The organism is Candidatus Nitrosopumilus sp. (assembly GCF_965263415.1).
GTDB lineage: Archaea > Thermoproteota > Nitrososphaeria > Nitrososphaerales > Nitrosopumilaceae > Nitrosopumilus.
In genome coordinates, this window is record NZ_OZ253671.1 from 1,191,709 (window position 1) to 1,211,260 (window position 19,552).

25 protein-coding genes are annotated in these 19,552 nt (G+C 33.9%); 11 read left to right on the top strand and 14 right to left on the bottom strand.

Going from position 1 to position 19,552, the window contains the following annotated elements; all coding sequences use genetic code 11:
- The first annotated feature begins 41 nt into the window (after positions 1–41).
- Positions 42–959 carry a methylmalonyl Co-A mutase-associated GTPase MeaB gene (gene meaB, locus ACQY22_RS07540; protein ID WP_428324082.1) on the top strand — a complete coding sequence of 306 codons (918 nt, stop codon included), beginning with the start codon at positions 42–44 and terminating at the stop codon, positions 957–959.
- Positions 960–965: 6 nt separating this feature from the next.
- Positions 966–2,564, top strand: coding sequence for an acyl-CoA mutase large subunit family protein (locus ACQY22_RS07545; protein ID WP_428324083.1), 1,599 nt, complete (start codon positions 966–968; stop codon positions 2,562–2,564).
- Positions 2,565–2,598: 34 nt separating this feature from the next.
- Here the strand turns inward: ACQY22_RS07545 and ACQY22_RS07550 are convergent, their stop codons facing one another.
- On the bottom strand, positions 2,599–3,417 hold the full coding sequence (locus ACQY22_RS07550) for a hypothetical protein (protein WP_428324084.1): 819 nt from the start codon (positions 3,415–3,417) through the stop codon (positions 2,599–2,601).
- A 126-nt stretch (positions 3,418–3,543) separates the two neighbouring features.
- Between ACQY22_RS07550 and mce the strand changes: the two genes are divergently transcribed.
- The gene (gene mce, locus ACQY22_RS07555; RefSeq protein WP_428324085.1) at positions 3,544–3,939 is read left to right on the top strand and encodes a methylmalonyl-CoA epimerase; all 396 of its coding nucleotides are present in this window, start codon (positions 3,544–3,546) and stop codon (positions 3,937–3,939) included.
- Positions 3,940–3,949: 10 nt separating this feature from the next.
- Here the strand turns inward: mce and ACQY22_RS07560 are convergent, their stop codons facing one another.
- The 6 genes from ACQY22_RS07560 to ACQY22_RS07585 are packed head-to-tail and all read right to left on the bottom strand — an operon-like array spanning position 3,950 to position 11,311.
- Positions 3,950–4,507, bottom strand: coding sequence for a helix-turn-helix domain-containing protein (locus tag ACQY22_RS07560; protein WP_428324086.1), 558 nt, complete (start codon positions 4,505–4,507; stop codon positions 3,950–3,952).
- Between the two features lie 42 nt (positions 4,508–4,549).
- Positions 4,550–7,213 carry a pyruvate, phosphate dikinase gene (gene ppdK / locus ACQY22_RS07565; RefSeq protein ID WP_428324087.1) on the bottom strand — a complete coding sequence of 888 codons (2,664 nt, stop codon included), beginning with the start codon at positions 7,211–7,213 and terminating at the stop codon, positions 4,550–4,552.
- A gap of 27 nt (positions 7,214–7,240) precedes the next feature.
- The gene (tpiA, locus tag ACQY22_RS07570; RefSeq protein WP_428324088.1) at positions 7,241–7,897 is read right to left on the bottom strand and encodes a triose-phosphate isomerase; all 657 of its coding nucleotides are present in this window, start codon (positions 7,895–7,897) and stop codon (positions 7,241–7,243) included.
- 39 nt (positions 7,898–7,936) lie between these two features.
- A complete protein-coding gene (locus ACQY22_RS07575) occupies positions 7,937–8,218 on the bottom strand; it encodes a SemiSWEET family sugar transporter (protein ID WP_428324089.1) in 282 nt (93 codons plus the stop codon).
- An 8-nt stretch (positions 8,219–8,226) separates the two neighbouring features.
- Positions 8,227–10,785 (bottom strand): DNA-directed DNA polymerase I, encoded by a 2,559-nt coding sequence (locus ACQY22_RS07580; protein ID WP_428324090.1) that lies wholly within the window; start codon positions 10,783–10,785, stop codon positions 8,227–8,229.
- Between the two features lie 4 nt (positions 10,786–10,789).
- Positions 10,790–11,311, bottom strand: coding sequence for a deoxycytidylate deaminase (locus ACQY22_RS07585; RefSeq protein ID WP_428324091.1), 522 nt, complete (start codon positions 11,309–11,311; stop codon positions 10,790–10,792).
- A gap of 119 nt (positions 11,312–11,430) precedes the next feature.
- Between ACQY22_RS07585 and ACQY22_RS07590 the strand changes: the two genes are divergently transcribed.
- Positions 11,431–11,619 carry a hypothetical protein gene (locus ACQY22_RS07590; RefSeq protein WP_428324092.1) on the top strand — a complete coding sequence of 63 codons (189 nt, stop codon included), beginning with the start codon at positions 11,431–11,433 and terminating at the stop codon, positions 11,617–11,619.
- 16 nt (positions 11,620–11,635) lie between these two features.
- On the opposite strand, the gene ACQY22_RS07595 is transcribed toward ACQY22_RS07590, so the two are convergent.
- The gene (locus tag ACQY22_RS07595) at positions 11,636–11,881 is read right to left on the bottom strand and encodes a hypothetical protein (RefSeq protein ID WP_428324093.1); all 246 of its coding nucleotides are present in this window, start codon (positions 11,879–11,881) and stop codon (positions 11,636–11,638) included.
- A gap of 172 nt (positions 11,882–12,053) precedes the next feature.
- Here ACQY22_RS07595 and ACQY22_RS07600 point away from each other — a divergent pair, with 172 nt between their 5' ends.
- Positions 12,054–13,562, top strand: a complete 1,509-nt coding sequence (locus ACQY22_RS07600; protein ID WP_428324094.1) for a DEAD/DEAH box helicase — start codon at positions 12,054–12,056, stop codon at positions 13,560–13,562.
- Here the strand turns inward: ACQY22_RS07600 and ACQY22_RS07605 are convergent.
- Both ACQY22_RS07605 and ACQY22_RS07610 read right to left on the bottom strand, forming a co-directional pair.
- Positions 13,559–13,834: a hypothetical protein gene (locus ACQY22_RS07605; RefSeq protein ID WP_428324095.1), complete on the bottom strand. Its 276-nt coding sequence runs from the start codon at positions 13,832–13,834 to the stop codon at positions 13,559–13,561. The two genes, ACQY22_RS07600 and ACQY22_RS07605, sit on opposite strands and share 4 nt — an antisense overlap.
- 10 nt (positions 13,835–13,844) lie before the next feature.
- Positions 13,845–14,123 (bottom strand): peptidylprolyl isomerase, encoded by a 279-nt coding sequence (locus ACQY22_RS07610; RefSeq protein WP_428324096.1) that lies wholly within the window; start codon positions 14,121–14,123, stop codon positions 13,845–13,847.
- A 102-nt stretch (positions 14,124–14,225) separates the two neighbouring features.
- Between ACQY22_RS07610 and ACQY22_RS07615 the strand changes: the two genes are divergently transcribed.
- On the top strand, positions 14,226–14,420 hold the full coding sequence (locus ACQY22_RS07615) for a hypothetical protein (RefSeq protein WP_428324097.1): 195 nt from the start codon (positions 14,226–14,228) through the stop codon (positions 14,418–14,420).
- Between the two features lie 25 nt (positions 14,421–14,445).
- Here the strand turns inward: ACQY22_RS07615 and ACQY22_RS07620 are convergent, their stop codons facing one another.
- Both ACQY22_RS07620 and ACQY22_RS07625 read right to left on the bottom strand, forming a co-directional pair.
- Positions 14,446–14,850 carry a pyridoxamine 5'-phosphate oxidase family protein gene (locus ACQY22_RS07620; RefSeq protein WP_428324098.1) on the bottom strand — a complete coding sequence of 135 codons (405 nt, stop codon included), beginning with the start codon at positions 14,848–14,850 and terminating at the stop codon, positions 14,446–14,448.
- Positions 14,847–15,125 (bottom strand): hypothetical protein, encoded by a 279-nt coding sequence (locus tag ACQY22_RS07625; RefSeq protein ID WP_428324099.1) that lies wholly within the window; start codon positions 15,123–15,125, stop codon positions 14,847–14,849. Before ACQY22_RS07625 ends, ACQY22_RS07620 begins: the two co-directional genes overlap by 4 nt.
- 71 nt (positions 15,126–15,196) lie before the next feature.
- On the opposite strand from ACQY22_RS07625, the gene ACQY22_RS07630 reads away from it, so the two are divergent.
- A complete protein-coding gene (locus ACQY22_RS07630) occupies positions 15,197–15,598 on the top strand; it encodes a DUF2203 domain-containing protein (RefSeq protein ID WP_428324100.1) in 402 nt (133 codons plus the stop codon).
- A gap of 13 nt (positions 15,599–15,611) precedes the next feature.
- On the opposite strand, the gene ACQY22_RS07635 is transcribed toward ACQY22_RS07630, so the two are convergent.
- On the bottom strand, positions 15,612–15,824 hold the full coding sequence (locus tag ACQY22_RS07635) for a hypothetical protein (RefSeq protein ID WP_428324101.1): 213 nt from the start codon (positions 15,822–15,824) through the stop codon (positions 15,612–15,614).
- A gap of 85 nt (positions 15,825–15,909) precedes the next feature.
- Here ACQY22_RS07635 and ACQY22_RS07640 point away from each other — a divergent pair, with 85 nt between their 5' ends.
- The 4 genes from ACQY22_RS07640 (at position 15,910) to ACQY22_RS07655 (ending at position 18,551) form a co-directional block, all read left to right on the top strand.
- A complete protein-coding gene (locus ACQY22_RS07640) occupies positions 15,910–16,800 on the top strand; it encodes a prenyltransferase (protein WP_428324102.1) in 891 nt (296 codons plus the stop codon).
- 30 nt (positions 16,801–16,830) lie between these two features.
- Positions 16,831–17,931 (top strand): aldo/keto reductase, encoded by a 1,101-nt coding sequence (locus ACQY22_RS07645; RefSeq protein WP_428324103.1) that lies wholly within the window; start codon positions 16,831–16,833, stop codon positions 17,929–17,931.
- A gap of 68 nt (positions 17,932–17,999) precedes the next feature.
- Entirely contained in the window at positions 18,000–18,365 is a 366-nt protein-coding gene (locus ACQY22_RS07650) for a DUF6659 family protein (protein WP_428324104.1), read from the top strand.
- Between the two features lie 48 nt (positions 18,366–18,413).
- Positions 18,414–18,551, top strand: a complete 138-nt coding sequence (locus ACQY22_RS07655; RefSeq protein WP_014963322.1) for a YHS domain-containing protein — start codon at positions 18,414–18,416, stop codon at positions 18,549–18,551.
- Positions 18,552–18,553: 2 nt separating this feature from the next.
- On the opposite strand, the gene ACQY22_RS07660 is transcribed toward ACQY22_RS07655, so the two are convergent.
- On the bottom strand, positions 18,554–19,498 hold the full coding sequence (locus ACQY22_RS07660; protein ID WP_428324105.1) for an asparagine synthase C-terminal domain-containing protein: 945 nt from the start codon (positions 19,496–19,498) through the stop codon (positions 18,554–18,556).
- Between the last annotated feature and the right edge of the window lie 54 nt (positions 19,499–19,552).

The following is a 19,552-nucleotide window of genomic DNA, read 5'->3' on the forward strand; positions in this document are numbered from 1 at the left end:
CACATACAAGATTTTATTGCACCTCTAAAGATTACTTTGTATTGGATTTACTTGTTGATTTGAAGAAAGGAAAACGTGGAGCAATTGCAAAAGCTATCACTGTAGTTGAAAATGATCAAAAAGAATCAAGAAAACTCTTAAAGAAAATTTTCAAAAGCACTGGAACTTCTATTATTATTGGAATTACTGGACCTGCTGGCGCTGGAAAAAGTTCTCTGATAAACAAAACTGCAGTTGCAATGAAAAAACTAGGCACAAAACCTGCTGTTTTAGCAGTAGACCCGACTAGCCATCTTACAGGTGGTGCAATTTTAGGTGATAGGGTTAGAATGACTGAATCAACTGATTCGGGAACTTATATCCGCAGTATTGCATCTCGTGGAGCAACTGGCGCTGTATCTCGTTCTCTACGAAATAGTATTCGTGTTTTAGAATATGCAGGATTCAATCCGATTATTATTGAAAGCGTAGGAGCTGGACAGACTGAAGTTGAAATTTCAAACATTGCAGATATCACTGTTGTAGTCTTTAACCCAAACACTGGTGATAGTATCCAAACAATCAAAGCCGGTCTTACTGAAATTGGGGATGTATATCTTGTCAACAAGAGTGACCTTAGTGGAACAAACCAACTATTTGATGCAGTACGTGACTTTATTGGTGATTCTGAAAGAAACCCTGCAATTCTCAAGACTTCGGTAAAAAAGAATACTGGAATTACTGAATTTGCAAAGACTCTCAAAAAATTGATGGTATTAAAAAAGAAATCAAAGAAACAAAAGGACCAAGAACGATTAGAGGCAGAACTAAAAGATATTGTTTTAAATAACATGCGAGAAAAGATTGATGACATGTTAGATTCTGATAAAACATTTACAAAATACTTAAAGAAATTACAATCAAAGGATATTGATCCATTTGATGCAGGAGACAAAATTACAAAATCAATGTTAAAGTGATGAATAATGGCTGCAAAAAAATCAAAACCAAAACAACCTGAAAAGAAAATATTCACTGATTCTAATTTTCCAGTAAAACGAATCTATCAAAAATCTTCAAAGAAAAGACCTACAGAAGATTCTGGTAAATACCCATTTACTCGTGGTATCCACCCTGGAATGTTCCGTGATAGATTCTGGACTATGAGACAATATTCTGGATTCGGTGATGCCAAGCTCACAAATGAGCGATTCAAGTTCATGCTTGAAAAAGGCCAAACTGGTCTTTCTATGGCTTTTGATCTTCCAACACAAATTGGATATGATTCTGATTCTCCTCAAGCAGAAGGAGAAGTTGGCAAAGTTGGAGTTTCAATTACGTCCATCAAAGACATGATGACTGCATTTGATGGCATTCCATTAGGAAAGATCAGCTCTTCAATGACAATCAATTCTACTGCATCAACATTACTTGCATACTATATTGCAGTCGGAGAATCCCAAGGATTCAAAAGCCATGAGCTACGTGGAACAACTCAAAATGATATCCTCAAGGAATACATTGCAAGAAACACCTACATCTATCCTCCACAACCCTCAATGAGATTAATTGGTGACATGATTGGTTATTGTGCAGAAAAGGTTCCTTCATGGTATCCTGTATCTATTTCTGGTTATCACATGAGAGAAGCAGGATGTACTGCAACACAAGAAGTTGCATTTACTCTGGCCAATGCAATTGCTTACATTCAAACATGTTTGGATAAAGGACTAAAAATTGATGACTTTGCACCACGTTTGTCATTTTTCTTTTGTTGTACTATCGAATTCTTTGAAGAAGTTGCAAAGTTTAGAGTTGCAAGAAAAGTCTATGCAAAGATTCTCAAAGAAATGTTTAATGCAAAAAATCCAAAATCATTACAGCTAAAATTCCATACTCAAACTAGTGGTGAATCACTAACTGCCCAACAACCTGATAATAACATCATCCGTGTTGCAATTCAAACCATGGCTGCAGTTGCAGGCGGTACTCAGTCTCTTCACACAAACTCTAGAGATGAGGCATTGGCATTACCGACACAAGAATCTGCAAAAATAGCCTTGAGAACTCAACAAATTGTTGCACATGAGAGTGGAATCACAAAGACTGCAGACCCACTTGGTGGCTCTCACTATCTTGAGGAATTATCTGACCAAATTGAAGATGGTGTTTGGAAGTATCTCAAGAAGATTCAGAAAATGGGTGGCTCTGTAAAGGCAATTGAGAAAGGATTCTTCCAATCTGAAATTCGAGCAAATGCATATCGCTTAAAGAAAGAGACTGATGATGGTGAAAGAATTCTAGTTGGTGTTAACAAGTATGCTGAAGAAGAAGAACAGCCAGAATTACTTCGAATTGGTGGCAAAGTTGAGATTCAACAGAAAAAAGCACTAAAACAATTACGTGCATCTCGTGACAAAAAGAAATGGGAAAAAGCATTATCTGCAATGCAAAGTGCAGCTGATACTGATGAGAATCTTATGCCTTACATTATCACTGCAGCAAAATCTTATGCTACTACCGGTGAAATTAGCAATGCATTTCGTGAAGTCTTTGGTGAATACCGTCCAAAGGAGGTCTTTTAATTAGACTCTTTTTTGATTTTGTTTTAATTGTAGATTAATTTTTAGATCTTGCAATGTAGAAATCAGCATAGAAATTACCATCATCTTCATATTTTTTAGTATTAATTTCCATGTCATGCAATAAAGAAATAGTCTGTGCTTTTTCTTCAGGATCTGAAAAATTTCTTTGACGTATCGGATTTATGTCGCTTTTTACAATAGAATAATTATACATCTCAAAAATTTCTTCAATGTCTTTCATATCAAACATTCTAAGAACAGAGAATGCAAAGATTGGGGCAGTATACTCTGTTTCAGATTCATTTGAATTAGATTGTCTGTTTTTAATTACTTTTAGTAGATTTGAAAATGCCTTGTATCCAATATAACCAACACAACCTGTTGCAATCACTATGTCCATTCTTGGTAATGATTCTAGAAAATTTAATTTTTCAGATTCAAGATCAACATTTATGCCTCTTTCACACAAATTCATTTCTTCGGAGAATGTTAGAGCTTCTTCTGAAATATCTATTTGATAGAAATTCATGTTATCATTAATTGTGCATTTCTCGTAGAATTGTATAGTTTCTTTTTTTGTCGGTTTAGATTCTTTTAAAAAGAAATCACTCAATTCTGACATTGTTAAATTATATTTCATTAATGATGAGTTGATGCCGTACGAACTTCCCAAATCTAAAACATTGATGGGTCTAGATAATGTCTCTTCAAGTTGTTCTATGATGGAGTTATACAATGGTTTTGTAGAATCTGATATGTCGTATTCTAACCTATTCATTTCTTTTAGATATTCATATGGAGAATCTTGTGTGTAAATGTCCGAAAAATCTTTTTTTACTTTTAATTCATTCATGTTGGAGTAATGGTATTGTTTGACCCTTAATAAAACCCGTATACTGTTATTGGTCACGAAACAAAGATTTTGGAATTTTCAAATAAAATAAATCCATTAATACTGTAATTTGGTGAGGTCTTTTAGATGAAGATTGATCATATTGCAATAGCAGTAAATGATGTTGAAGAATCTGCCAAGGTTTACCAGCAAGCATTAGGTGTTGATTCTGTAGAATTTGAAACAGTAGAATCTGAAGGTGTCAAAGTCGCAATTATTCATTTAGAAAATGGCCGTGTTGAATTAATGCAACCAACAAATGATAACAGTCCTATCAAAAAATTCTTGGAGAAAAAAGGTCAAGGACTACATCACATGGCCCTTGAAACTGACAATATTGAAGGTGAGGTAGAAAGAATGGAAGGTTGTGGTATTCAATTCTTAGGCCAGATCAGACCTGGTTCTGCAGGTACCAAAGTCACATTTATTCATCCAAAATCTCTTCATGGTGTTTTGGCTGAACTTTGCACTCATCCAAAATAATCTGAAAAAACTATTCCATCATCTTTAGTGTGTCTGAAGCTGTAATGATTCCTACAATTTTTGATTTCTTTGCTACAAGAATACATTTTGAATAACGAATCAATGGAACTAGAACATTAGCTGGTGTTTCAAAGTCTACTATTGGTGGAACGGGATCCATAGTGTCTGCAAGTTTTGCATTTTTTAATTCTGCTTCTCCAACATCTGCAAGATGTTTAACAATTCCATCTTCTGATACGACTCCTGCTATTTCTTTTCCATCAAATACTGGAATCTGACTGATTGACAACTCGTGCATCTTTTTGATTGCATCATGCAATGTGTTGGATGGTTTTAGTTTTACAATATCTTGACTGCAAAAATCACCTGCTTTGTGAGATGATGATCTGCTCTCCAAATTTGATAAATTCTCAAAAATCTTTTTTGCAGTCTCATAACTTGGCTGACTCCTTCCTGACTCTATTTGATTAATCATAGATGTACTAACACCTGTCATGTTGGCAAGTTTTTTTTGGGTAATGCCCAATTTTTGCCTCATCTGCTTTATTGATTCTACATTTGGAAGCATTTTGGGTTTAGTAGAATTAAATCTCTATTAAACTATACTGGATTATTTTCTTTTTGGATTTTCTATGGCAGCCTGAGCTGCAGCAACAATTGCAATAGGAATTCTATGTGGGGATGCACTAACATAACTGAGTTTTGCAGCATGACAGAATTTTATTGAATCAGGATCCCCTCCGTGTTCTCCACAAATACCAACTTCCATGTTCTTTCTTATTCCACGACCATGAGCAATTCCGATTTTAATTAGACTTCCAACTCCATTGACATCAATTGATTGGAAAGGACTTCTTTCAAGTAATTCTTTTTCCATATATTCTGGAAGGAATTTTCCTTCTACATCTTCTCTACTGAAGCTAAATGTTCCTTGAGTAAGGTCGTTGGTACCAAAACTAAAGAATTCTGCAGTAGTTGCAAGTTCATTTGCAGTTAATGCAGCTCTTACTACTTCAATCATTGTTCCAAAGTTAATGTTTAATTTCATCTTGTGTTTTTTCTCAGTTTCTTTCTTTATAGAGTCATAAATTTTCTTAATGTGATTTAATTCTGCAATACTACTGATTTGCGGAATCATGATTTGAGGATGTGCCTTTACTTTTCTTTTAGTTAGTTCTACCAATGCATCAAATACTGCTTGAATTTGCATTTCATAGATTTCTGGGTATGTTACTCCTACCCTTACTCCTCTATGGCCCATCATTGGGTTTACTTCTGCAAGTTCTCTTGCTCTTTTTAGAACGATTTCTGATTTTTTGATTTCTTTAGTTGCCTTCTTTGCTTTTAATTTCTGAATTTTTTCTGCTAGCTCTTCAGGGTTTGGCAAGAACTCGTGTAACGGTGGATCTAAGAGTCTGATTGTGACCTCATAACCTTCCATTGCTTTTAGAATTTGAATAAAATCACTTTTTTGTAATTGTCCTAATTTCTTTAGCACTTTTGCTCTTTGTTCGATATTTTCAGCCATAATCATATCTACAAATAGCCCAATTCTGTCATTTGCATTGAACATTCTCTCTGTTCTACACAAACCAATACCTTGGCCTCCAAACTTTCTTGCAAGTTTTGCTGCCTCTGGCGTGTCTGCATTTGCTCTAATTCCTAGAACCTTGGTTTTTTGAGCCCATTCTAAAATTTGCTCAAAGTCTTTAGTGACTTTTGGTTCAACAGTTGGAACTTGTCCAATGAACACAGTTCCCACACTACCATTAATTGTAATTATCTCTCCTTCTTTTACGGTTTTACCGTTTGCAGTACATGTGTTCTTGTCATAATCAATTTTTAATTCTGAACAACCTACGATACATGGCTTACCCATTCCTCTTGATACAATAGCTGCATGAGATGATTTTCCTCCTAAACTTGTCAATACTCCTTCTGATGAAAAGAATGCTGGAACGTCTTCAGGTTTTGTTTCTTTTCTAATTAGAATAATCTTCTTTCCTGCCTCTCCTAACTCTATTGCTTTTTTAACATCAAAGACTGCAATTCCACTTGCTGCACCTGGTGATGCTGCAATTCCTTTTGCTAATTGCTTGAAGTTCTTTAATTTTGATTCATCCATTGTTCTATGGAGTAATGCTTCTAACTGCTGTGCTGGAATTCTTGTTAGTGCTTTATTTTTATCAATTAGTTTTTCTTTTACCATGTCTACTGATGTCTTTACTAATGCTCCTGCACTCATCTTTGCAGTTCTAGTTTGAAGCAAGTAGAATTTTCCTTGTTCAATTGTAAACTCTATGTCTTGTGGTTCTCTGAAGTGTTTTTCTAATTTTGAGCATGCATTGCTTAATTCTTTATGAGATTTTGGCATCTCTTTTTTTAACAATGCAACATTCTTTCCAGTTCTAACTCCTGCAACAACATCTTCACCTTGTGCATTGATTAGGTATTCCCCTTCAATCTCTTTTTTACCATTATGACCATTTCTTGTAAATACCACTCCTGTGGCACTGTCATCTCCCATGTTTCCAAATACCATGGTGACTACATTTACTGCGGTTCCATTTGCAATATCTTTTGTAATGTTGTTTTTTTCACGATAAACTATTGCCCTTTCTCCCATCCAACTTTTGAAAACAGCTTCTATTGCTAACCCTAGCTGTTCATTTGGAGAATCTGGGAATTTTCTTTTAGTATGTTTTTCACAGATTTTCTTATATTCTGATACAATTTTCTTTAGCGATTCTACATTTAGTTCACTATCGTCTTTTACTTCTTGTTTAGTCTTTGCAGATTCTAATACGTGATCAAATTTTTCATCATTTACACCAAATACAACTTTTCCAAATAATTGGATGAATCTTCGATATGAATCCCATGCAAAACGTGGATTCTTTGTTTGTGTTGCTAATCCTTCTAGTGTTTTTTCATTTAATCCTAAATTCAAAATTGTATCCATCATTCCTGGCATTGATATTGCTGCACCCGATCGTACTGATACTAGTAATGGGTTCTTTGTTGAATTCCATTTTTTCCCTGTCTTTTTTTCAATTTTTTCGATGTTTTTCATTACTAATGACATGACGTCTTTTGGAAGCTTTCTGTTGTTTTCATAGTACTTGTTACAAACCTCCGTTGTAATCGTAAATCCTGGTGGTACTGGAAGTTTTAGTCTAGTCATCTCGCTTAGACCTGCTCCTTTTCCGCCTAGAAGCATTCTTTTTTTGCTGTCTGCCTCTTCAAATGCATAAACTGGTTTTGTTTTTGCCATGCAAGAATGCGTAAATTTTTTGGCTTTTTAAACTAATGCCTTGGCAAATTCAGAAATTATTTTGTCCCAATTCTTTGCTTTGATTATGCCACTTGCCACAAGGATCCCTTTTGATCCTAACTCTGCTGCCTTTGAGACATCTTGTCCTGAAACAATTCCTGCACCGCAAAGAAGTTTTGTGTTGTTATTTGCACTTTTCACTGCGATTGCTGCCTTTGTTATCAATTCTGGTCTCTCAGTTGATACTGCTTTTCCTGAACCAATAAGCTCTGGAGGCTCTATTGCAATATAGTTTGGATTTAGTTTTGCATATTTCCTAGCTTCTACAACATCTTTTACACAAACAATTGATGTCATTTTTAGTTCTTTGAGCTTTAATACTAGTTTTTTGATCTCACTTGGTGAAATTCGGTGTTCGCTATGATTGATTAAGGACCCATTAACTTTGGATTTTTTTAACAGTTCTGGAATTACAAAACCTGTTGTGCTACCAACTTTGGAGTCATCAACATGTTGTGCAAAAATCGGAATTGAGCTATTTGCTACAACTCCTATCAAGTGCTGTGGTGGACAAATTGCAATTTTTACTTTGAATTTCTTTGATATTTTTTCAGCAGTCTTTACAAATTTGATAATTTTTTCTCCTGAGATTTCTTCATAATTTTTACAATTAATTACAAACATCTTTCTTTGAACCTTCTTGTATTGTATTTAATCTTTAATTTAACTTCTTAATCTTTTATCGTATGTTTTCTTCATAGCTAATACAATCATCATCAAAGCAATTGCAGCTAGATTTGTTCCAATGATAAAGACATCTTCTACTATAATTCCATAAATTAACCACAAAATTGCACCTGCTGATATGAATATCATCAAAAATTTTGAAACATCTTTGAGGCTTTTTGTCTTGTAACCCTTGTAGATTTGCTCAACCCATCCAGTAAGAATCAAAATTCCTGCAGCCACTCCTAGAATTGTTAGTAACGTTCCATCGATTTCCATTATTCTCACTAATTCCAGAAAAATTCGTCTAATCCTGTTTGTTTTGGCTTTCCTAAAATTGTATCAAAATCTAAATCCATTGATGATGTAATCTGCTCAAGCGTGGATTCCATAAACTCCATGTATTTCTTGGAATCTATCTCTTCTTTTTTTGCCATCTCTACAGGTTTGACACCTGGCTTGTTTAGAATTTTGATATAGGAAATCCTGTCTCCTTTTTTTATTTCCCGTATGGTTTCAAGTTGTTTTGCAGCTCGTATGTGTTGTGGAATTGTTTTTGTATATTCTGATGGTGCTTTACTAAGCATCACATTAAATGTCAGATCTTCTAGTGGGATTTCTTTTGCTTCTACTTTTTTACCACATGTTGCAATTTTTTCTGAAATTTGTTTTTTAGCTTTTTCAAAGTCTTCAACTGTTTGAACTTCAGATAACACATCAAGCAATTCAAAAAATAATTTTTTGATAAATGGTGGAGTGTGTGATTTTTTTCCTGTAAGACCTTTTACATCTACTTTGCCTTCTTTGGTAACTCCTAGATAGTTTTTCTTTCTGTTACTTAGTACACAGTATCTGTATGTTTTATCAATCTCTAAATCAACACCATGATCTTTTTTGGCTTGCTCAATCACTGTTTGAATTTGTTCTTTAGTTGGATTTTTGATAAACAGTGAATCTGTATCTCCATAAAGAACTTCGATTCCTGCTGCTTCACACTTTTTGATTGTCTCTAAAATTGTATGTCTTCCAATTGCTGTGGTAGCTTCTGCTGCTGGCAGGAAATACAATGGGAATATCTCTGCACCCATTACGCCATAACTTGCGTTTAGAATTACCTTGAGTGCTTGACTGACAACTGTGTATTGTTGTCTTTGCTCTTCAGTTAGTGTCTCTTTTTTTGATAAACTCTTGTAGTAATTTACCCTCAAGTCTCTTAGTGAGCCTATAATCATTGATGTTAAGCCGTTCTTTTTTGAGCATGACCAGTGGTTTGTTCCTGGAATTTCATTTTTCTTACAATCTTCGTGTGCACATCTTACAGTTTCATATGATAGATTTTTGACTTTGATGATGCTTGGATATAGACTTGCAAAGTCCATCACAACCACATCAAAATGAATTCCTTCTTTTGGTTCAACGACTAGTCCTCCTCTGTATTTTTTATCTTTGATTACTGCATCAGACATTACTCCTTCTGATCTTCTTTCAAGCTCCTGTCTTTTTGGAATTAGGCAATTTCTTTTTCTATGTTCATAATACAAAAGACTACGAATCCATTGCGACACCCCCATTCTTGCAATATCATCAATTGGCATTCTGCCAATTCTTGCAATAATTACAAGTAGTTGCATTAACAGTTCGCTGTTAAAACTTGTAAGTTCATACGTCAATAAAGCATCATTGTAACAATAGTTTGCAGTTTGATAGAGTGTTAACTGGTCAAATTCTAACCCATAGTCTATCTTTTCTTTTCCAAGTAATGCTTTTGAAACTGCGTTTAATGAAAAATTTGTATATTTTTGACTAAAGGCATAGATTTGAAATGATCTGTTTGAAAAAGTTCTATACAAATCAAGATGAACTCCTTGTTTGAGTGTTGCTGAATCTCTCATCATGTAAAATGGATTTTCTGAATTTTTTATTCCAAGTCTTTCTGCTCTGTTGTACAAGTATGGCAAATCAAATTCATCACCATTGTATGTTACAACAAATGGAAATTCTTTGATTATCTTAAATGCATCATAAATCATATCTTTTTCTTTGTCTAAATCATAAAATGTCACTTTGATGTTTTGGTCCAATTCGTTTGTACCTTGTTCAGTCCCCTCTGTTTTGAGCACAAATATCTGATCAAATCCGTCTGATCCCTTCAATCCAATGGCAGTAACTTTCTTTTCAGCAATTTTTGGGTCTGGAATTCTTCCAATTTCAGCTTCTACTTCAATATCTACACTGAGTCGTTTTATTTTTGGAATTGGTTGATTCAACAAGTCTGCCCATTCTGAAACAAATTCTTTGAATTCTTCTGCATCTACCATACTTTCGCTGTCTACTTTATCCCACAGCAAACTCTTTAGAGCAATTTTTACTTCATCAGAAATCTCAAGATCATGTGATACTATTTTTCCATCTTTGATTTCATAATATTTTCCAACTATTAGTTTTCTATCGTATAGATAATTTTCATAATATTTGATGTCTGATTCCCATGTCTCTATCACATTTCTGATACTCTTGTCTCCTGCAGTACCTCCAATTGCTAGCGGGTCTGCTACGGTAATTTTTGACATGTCAATTTCTTTGTCTTTGATTAAATCATAGCGTTGAGTTGTTTTAATTTCTAAAACATCATCTCTTTCTTGAAGAAAATCCAATTCCTCCGGAGCTAATCGTGAATAACAATACGGTTTATGTCCCACCTCATCTTTCCATAAAAATAATTTTTTAGATTCTGGTTCATAGAATTTTAAAACTGCTGATTTTGAATTGTTATCATATGTAGCTGATACTAACATGGATGGTGGCATTGATTCTATTTTTTTGGTTTCTTCCATGTTGACTTGCATTTTATCATCCAGAATTGTATTTGTTAACTAGTTCTTGTGCCCATTTTGCAATTTTTGTTTTATCTAATTGTATGACTTCTACCCCTGCTTCTTTTAGCAAGTCAAAGTCTGTTTCTGGATAAGAGTCAAGACACACAAATTTCCTAATCCCTATTGTGATTGCCATTTTAGTGCATTCTAGGCATGGAACAAACGTGGTATACAATACTGCCCCTTCAACTCCTGCCTCGATTCCCAATATTGCACAGTGCATTATTGCATTAGCTTCTGCGTGATTACAGAGACACCTATCAAGTGATGCTCCTGACTCTATTTTTCCTTCCATTCTTAATTGGCATCTTTTACAACCTCCATCAAAACAATTTTTTATTCCAGGGGGAGTTCCATTATACCCTGTTGCCAATTGTCTGTGGTTTCTGACAATCACTGCTCCTACTTGTCTTGTGATGCAGTTTGAACGGAGTTTTGCAAGTTCTGCTTGCAACATAAAATATTCATCCCAATTTGGTCTCTCAAAAGTACTCAATAACAAATCTGTTTGTCTGTTCAATATATGGATCACGTTAATCTCTGAATTTTTGCGATCAAGATGTTCGTGAATAACTACCCGTAAACTTCTTTAACATGATTTTGACTTAAGATTTGATGGCAAGTTATACTGCTGAAGTAAGCGCTATCCACAAAAAATTCAACAATGCTGTAAAAAGAGCAAAAACAAAAAAATCTTTGAACAAAGCTTACAGTGTTCATAAAAAAGCACATGAGCGTTTACTGAAAAAACATCTCCGTGAGGAGACTGCTATGATTAATCGAGCAAAGAAAAAACTAGACTGATTTTCCTGTTCGTTTTTTATTTTTTATCTAGATTTTGAGCCAATTCTAAGAATTTGTCAATTATGATTTTTGGTTGTGAATCTGCCAATGCTAACATTGCTCTTCCCATCTCTGAAATTATTGCTTGTTGTTTTGGTGTAAGATCTTTTTTGATTAATTCGTATTTTTCTAATTGTTCTTCTACTATTCTCCAATTAGGATCTTTGTTCAATGACTCTAACAATGATTGAAAATATTCTTCGTTGGGATTCTTCTCACTCATGCCATTATCTTAGAATAATGGGATAAAAATGGGCATGTTTTTTTGATTTTTTTAGAAAAAATATCCCTCTTAGGCACAAATTTTTGTCCATTTGAAACTAAAGAGTATGCGTTTGTCAATGGTTAACTACACGAAAGCATAAAATCGATAAATTACAAATTTTCTTTATCAATTGACTGAATTTATTGAAAGAAAATATGTCAAAAAAGACTCTATTGAAAAACGAGATTACCAAGTAAATCTTGCAAATCAGGCCATCTCTGAAAATTGTATTGTTGTTTTGCCAACTGGTCTTGGAAAAACTGCAATTGCATTACAAGTAATTGCTGAATATCTCTCTAAATCTAATGGTGGTGCATTGTTTTTGGCACCTACAAGAGTTCTTGTTAACCAACATTATGAATTTCTAAAAGAGAATCTCACATTAGATGATATTTCTCTGATAACTGGAGAAGATACAATTCAAAAAAGAACTAAACTTTGGAACACTAGTGTGATTTGCGCTACTCCTGAAATTGCAAAAAATGATTTGGATAGAGGAATTGTTTCATCTAATCAATTCAATCTTGTAATCTTTGATGAGGTACATAGGACAGTTGGTGATTATGCATATTCTGGAATTGCAGAACGTTTTGTTAACTCTGATGCAAGAATTGTCGGAATGACTGCAACATTGCCTAGTGAAAAAGACAAGGCAACTGAGATTTTAACTAAATTAAAAATTGCAAGTGTTGCAGAACGAACAGAAAACAGCCCTGATGTAAAACCATACACACAAGAGACAAACACTGAATGGATAAATGTCGAACTACCACCTGAACTAAAAACAATCCAGACATTACTCAAATCAGCTCTTGATCAAAGATATCAAACATTACGTGATAATGGAATCAAACTAGCTGAACAACAATCACTTTCTGCTTTGTTGAGAATTAGACAATTTGTGTTAAATCAAAATAGACGTTCTGCAAAACCATTATTCACTGCAATTCGAATTCATTACGCATTAAACATCTTAGAAGCACATGGAATCACACCTTTCTTGAAGTTTTGTGAGCGTGCCAAGGCAAAAAAAGGTGCAGGAGTAAAGGAACTCTTTGAAGTTGACCCAAATTTTACTCGTGCAATGCATCTTGCAAAAGAAGCTCAATCTAGAGGAATTGAACACTCTAAAATTCCTAAACTAAAAGATATCCTAGAATCTGTTCCTGGAAAAGCTTTGATATTTACTAGTTATCGAGATTCTGTTGATTTAATTCACAGTAAACTAACTGAACTTGGAGTTTCTGCTGGAATTTTGATTGGTAAAGCAGGAGAAACAGGACTAAAACAAAAAAAGCAGATTGAAACTGTACAAAAATTCCGTGATGGGGTCTTTGATGTTTTGATTGCAACTCGTGTTGGCGAAGAAGGATTGGATATTGCTGAGGTAAACCAAGTTATCTTTTATGACAATGTCCCTAGTTCTGTTAGATTTATTCAAAGACGTGGCAGGACTGGAAGAAAAGATACTGGAAAATTGGTTGTACTGATTGCAAAAAATACTATTGATGAAACATATTATTGGATTGGTAAGAGAAAAATGTCTGCATCAAAAGCAATGGGTGATAAAATGACCAAAGTGTTAGAAAAAAATCAAGAAATTGTTTCTAAAAAAACAGGTCTAGATGCATTTATCTAATTTTTGTATTGTTTTGTGATGTTTTGAATAATTGTTTGTTTTTTCTGAATGATTTTATTTTTCATTCCTGATTCTAAATGATGTGTGCCCGAACCCTTTGCCACAAGCAGGTTTTCTAGTCTAATTTCAAATTGACTTTCTAGAAAGTTAATTGTCCCATCAAATCCTCCACCTACTTCCAAATTCTCAAATGCATCTTTGGCAAGATTTGTAATTGATTTTTCTAAATAATCTAAAATTTCATCTATTGTTTTTTCTGTAAGTACTGCCATACCTATGATTTTATCCGAATCTTTTGATGATATGGTACCCAAATTCTGATTTCACAGGCTCAGATATCTCTCCAATTTGCAGTTTGAATGCTGCATTTTCAAATGGTTTTACCATCATGCCTTTTGTAAAATAGCCTAAATTGCCATCTTTTTTGGCACTGCCTGAATCTGTGGATAGTTCTTTTGCCAATTTTCCAAATTTTTCACCATTCTTTAATTTCTCCATTATTGCAAGCGCTTCACTCTGCTTTGAGACAAGAATGTGCGAACATTTGATCTTATTTGACATGCTTTTTTCCTTTGACTGTGCTCTTTATTTGTTGGGATGCTGATTACTCAAACATTTGAAAATAATGAAATTGTTTTTCTATATCTCATTTCATAATCTTTTGTGCATTGTAACGGATCTTGTAAAAAATACAAGGCAACAAGTACTGGTCTTGATGGCAGTAGATATGAACTGGGACAAAAAAGATGCCCTGAATGTGAATTATTCATTGACTGGGAAGGATTATGGTGTCCGTGCTGTGGACGTTTACTTCGATCAAAACCTAGAGCAAAAAAATTAAAGACTAAAAGAAAATAAAATTCCAATTTAATGGAATAGACTATTATTTTGTGTTCAGACCCCAACTGCTTTTGTTACTGGGGGTAATTTTGAGAAACGGTGCCTCATTTTCTTTCCAAGGGTTTCGTCTAACCCATTCAAATTTTTCATGAAATATTTCATAAAATTTCTGAAATTCTTCTCCGTTTTCTACCGCCTCTGTTTTTCCTTGGATTACTATTGCCTTGTGTTCTCCTGATTTGTAAATATCAATTACCACACTTGTATTTGGATTTGTTTTCAAATTCTTGTAGGTTCGTGTTTCGTAATCTGTTGCAATAATAATTGCATTTTTGTATAACAAAAAAGATACTGGTTTTACATGAGGAATATCATCATGTGATGTTGCTATTCTTGCCTCTTCTAATGAATTTAGAAACTCTGTTTCTTTTTCATTAAATTCAATCAACTGAAAATCCGTTCTCTAATCTCTGGTATGTGCTTATAGACAATATCTCTGACTTTGATTTGATCTTCTGGCGTTGGCATTTCTTTTTGTGCACTAAGTATTGCTCCACTCATTCCTAATGCCATGCCCATCACAATTCCATAAACAAATTCTTTTGGATCTTCCACCTTTAGAACTTCTTTGTTTTCTTTTATCTCATCAAGGTATGCTGGAATTGTTGCCACTGCACCATTAATTGTTTGAACTATCAGTGCCTCTAATTGATCTTCACTCATGTTTTTCAACATACAGTTTTACTAATAAATTTGCACCTAAGATTTTTAATTCAGAACTATCCAGAATCTACATGTTCTCATTTTTTACTACAAATGAAGCAAATGAAGCCCTTCCTGATGTGATAAAGAAATTTGAATATGCTTTGGCAAAACAAAATGAAGTAAAAAAACTCGAACAGGAATTACAAATGAGTGTCTCTACAACTAATTCTTTTGAAGAATATGTGACTATAAAACAACAACTAAACTCAGCAATTACCAAATTCTATGAATCAGTTGAAATTCTTGAAAGTACCGGGGTTGTAGTAAAAAGTATAGAGCAAGGATTACTTGATTTTCCTTCTAAACGATTTGATGATGAAATTTGGTTGTGCTGGAAGTATGGTGAAACAGAGATAAAATTCTGGCATGAAAAAGACTCTGGATTTATGGGTAGAAAACCTATTGAAGTAACTGATGAATCTCTAGTCTGATTTTCTCAAAAATTTATCCATCTTGGTCTCTACGTTTTTTGTCTCGGCAAATTCCACAAAGATAATTTTTCTTGAAATTCTCTAATTCCACTTGAAATTCTTGTGTTTGATAGTATGATTCGCCTGTTTGTAGTCCTCCTGGGACTTTTTTGCCACAATTTTTACAAATAATATCTTCATCAAATTTTACTCTCTTTTCATTTTCTAAAATCCTTCCAATAATCATGATAAGATTTGGTTGATTTTTTTTATAAATAATGACCTAACGCTTAATCTCATGAATATTATACTGAAAACCTGTATTATTCATAATGCTCTCTGTATGGTTTAGGGTTATTCGAATTCGTTTCCTTTTGGCGTCAGTAATTGCAGTATCTGTTGGTCTTGCTCTAAATTGGTGGCAAAATTTTACCATTGAGCCATTTGATGCATTTTTAACTTTTGCAGGAGTTATGGCATTGCATGCCAGTGTTGACTTGCTAAATGACTTTTGGGATTTTAAACGCGGTATAGATACCAAAACTCCAAAAACAAAGATGAGTGGTGGCACGGGCGTTCTTCCAGAAGGATTACTAAAACCATCTAGTGTCTATCGTGCAGGAATTGCTTTTTTGGTTATAGGTTCTGCAATTGGAGCATACTTTGTAATTACTGATGGAATAATCATTGCAATTATTCTAGGCTTTGCAATATTGTCTATCTACTTTTACTCTACTAAAATTGTTGATTCTGGATTGGGTGAATTTTTTGTTGCAGTAAAAGGCTCTATGATTGTAATTGGTACTTTTTTCATTCAATCCGGACAAATTACTATAGAATCTATTCTTGCAGGAATTGTGGTTGGCTCACTGTCTTCTCTAGTTTTGTTTATTGCGTCTTTTCCTGATCATGATGCTGATAAATCAAAAGGAAGAAAGACTCTAGTTATTGCAGTTGGCAAACAAAAGGCCACCAAACTATTTTGGATATTTCCTCTTGTTTCTTACTGTGTAATAATTTTAGGAGTATCTTTAAATTTATTTCCAACAATCACTTTGATCACATTTCTTAGTATTCCTCTTGTAGTAAAATCTGGATTTGGTTTGAAAAAGACTTATGATTCTGTTGAAAAACTAGTTCCTTTCATGTCTTCTACCTTGATGTTTAGTAGAATCACTGGTGCATTATTTGTCCTAAGTTTTTTGATTGGAATCACAGTTTAAACATAAATTTAGTAAAAACTACCCAAAAACATGATTTCTGGATTTGCAACCTCTGAAGGAACCAAACAATTTGCCCAAAATTCAGGCGTAAATCAAGATAATTTCAAAGAATTCCAAAATTTGACTTTATCAAATGTTGGGGTTGGGACATATCTTGGTGATGCTGATGCTAGAACTGATGAATTAGTATCTAGTGCAGTAAAACAATCTATCTTATCTGGTGTCAATGTAATTGATACTGCAATAAACTATCGAGCTCAAAAAGCAGAGAGATCTGTTGGAAAAGCCATCTCTGAATTGATTCAGGAAAATAAAATCTCTCGTGATCAGATATTTGTTTCCACAAAAAATGGATATGTTACAAATGATGCTGATGTTCAGTTAGGTTTTTGGGAACAGGTAAAACAAGAGTACACTGACAAGGGAATAGTCAAAGAAGGTGATATCACTTCAGGTTATCACTGTATGACTACTGCATACCTTTCTGATCAATTAGATCGTAGTTTAAAAAATCTTGATTTAGAATGTGTTGATTTGATGTATCTTCACAATGCAGTTGAAGGACAAATCAAAGATATTTCAAAAGAGCAATTTTTGCAAAACCTCCAATCTGTTTTTGAATTATATGAACAAAAACGTGATGAAGGTAAAATCAAATTTTATGGAATGGCCACATGGGAATGTTTTCGAGTTCCAACTGAAAATCCTCAATATCTTTCACTAGAAGATACTGTAAATATGGCAAAAAAAGTCGGTGGAGAAGATCATGGGTTCAGATTCATTCAACTACCTTTCAATTTGTATTATGATCAAGCATTACTTGGAAAAACTCAAACACTTGATAGTAAACCTATTTCTGTTTTAGAATCTGCAACAAGACTGGGAATTGGTGTTTTTACAAGTGTTCCATTAATGCAGGGAAGATTGTTGCAACCTGGTGTGATGCCTGAATTTAGTGATTTGAAACCTTCCATGCGAGCATTACAATTCATTCGCTCTTCTCCTGGTGTGATTGCCCCTCTTGTTGGTCAAAAATCTGCAGAACATGTGTCTGAGAATCTTGAAGTGATGAAAATCCCTCCTTATTCTGATGACGAGTTTCTTGGTCTTGTAAAAAAACTCACTTCTTAGAACTTCCTCATCTCAACTTCAAAATTTTATAGAAAGCTAATAAGTGGGGGATCTTTGAGTGAAGACGCATGTCTGGAAAGATATATGATTACTCAAAAATCTGTGATGCAATCAAAGATGCTGACCCAAAAATTAGATTTGCTGGTGTAATTAATGAAAGAGGAAGATTGGTTGCAGGTGGAATGAAACCAAATGTTGAACCATTGGAAAGTGAAAAAGATGACGAAATGATTTTCATGGAGCTTGCCTTACGTGTAAAAATGAGACGAGAGTTTGATAAGCAACTTGGAACTGTAAATTTTGCATTGGCTTCTCGTGAACGAGCTTTAGCAATCAGTGTTCCAATTAATGAAGATATTTTGTATGTTGCAGCAGAACCTGACTCTGATTTTGGCAATCTGCCAAAAAAAATCCTTGAAATTGTTAACTCCTAGTAAGATCTTTTGGTCAATCTATAAATAGAATTTACAGGAGAAAAACTTGTGCCAGTAGATCCTGTTTGTGGAATTGAACTTGATGAAGAACTTGCATTGTTACATGAACATGATGGAAAGAAATTCTATTTTTGTTGTAACGGATGCAGAAGAATATTCATCAAGAAACCTCGTAAATACAAATAGTCTCAAATAGGAAAAGCCCCACACATTCTACAAAATTTTGAATTCTCAACTTTATGTTTGCAGTATGGACACACAGTTTTTGCTTCTTTGTCTACAGGAGAACCGTATAATTTCTTAAAAATCTCATAATAGTGCATTGATTCTCTACTTCTGATGATCACATTGTCTTCTTTTTCAACAGTTAATTTCTTTTCAACATACTTTTCTTCTTCAATAATTGATTCAAACAGATTTGTTAATCCTGATGTTCCTGAACCCTCTTGCATTGGTGATTTTTCTCTCCATGTGATCTGTTCTGGAATGTAAGATTCGAATGTTTTACGCAAAATCCACTTTCCATGTCTTTTTTTGTTCTCTTCTTTTACTTTCAAATTTGCAGGGATTTTTTTTGCTAGACTGATCACTTTATCATTCAAGAATGGTGATTCTATCTCAATTCCTAGTGCTTTACCGATCTCTTGTGTTGGAAAATGCATAATTGAGCACACTCTGTTGATCTCAGATTCTAATTCTTCTTCTGATTTATGAACTAGGAAATTATATCCAGCAAATAGTTCATCTGCACCATCTCCTGTAATAATTGATTTTTCTCCATTATCTTTTGCCCATTTTATGGCAAGATACATGACAACATTATTTCTAATTTCAATATCGTTAAAATTTTTTAGAATTTTTATTGTTTGTTCAACTGCTTCAAGAATTTCTGCAGTTTTTACATTGTAAATTGTTAATGGTAAATCCATTTCTTTTGAAACTAATTGGCAGTATGTTAGATCTGTTGAAACAAAATCTTCTGCAATTATTGCCAATGTGTTTGGTTTCCTTTCTTTGAGAAAATATGCAATAATTGAACTATCAAGCCCTCCTGATAAAGAAATCAAATTTGATTTGCAATAATTACATGATTCTTTTAATGCCTCATAAAGATCCTTTGAGGTGTTATCCAATGCAAAATAGAACCTTTTGAAATTAAAATAGATATGCCTGACCTTGGTACTATT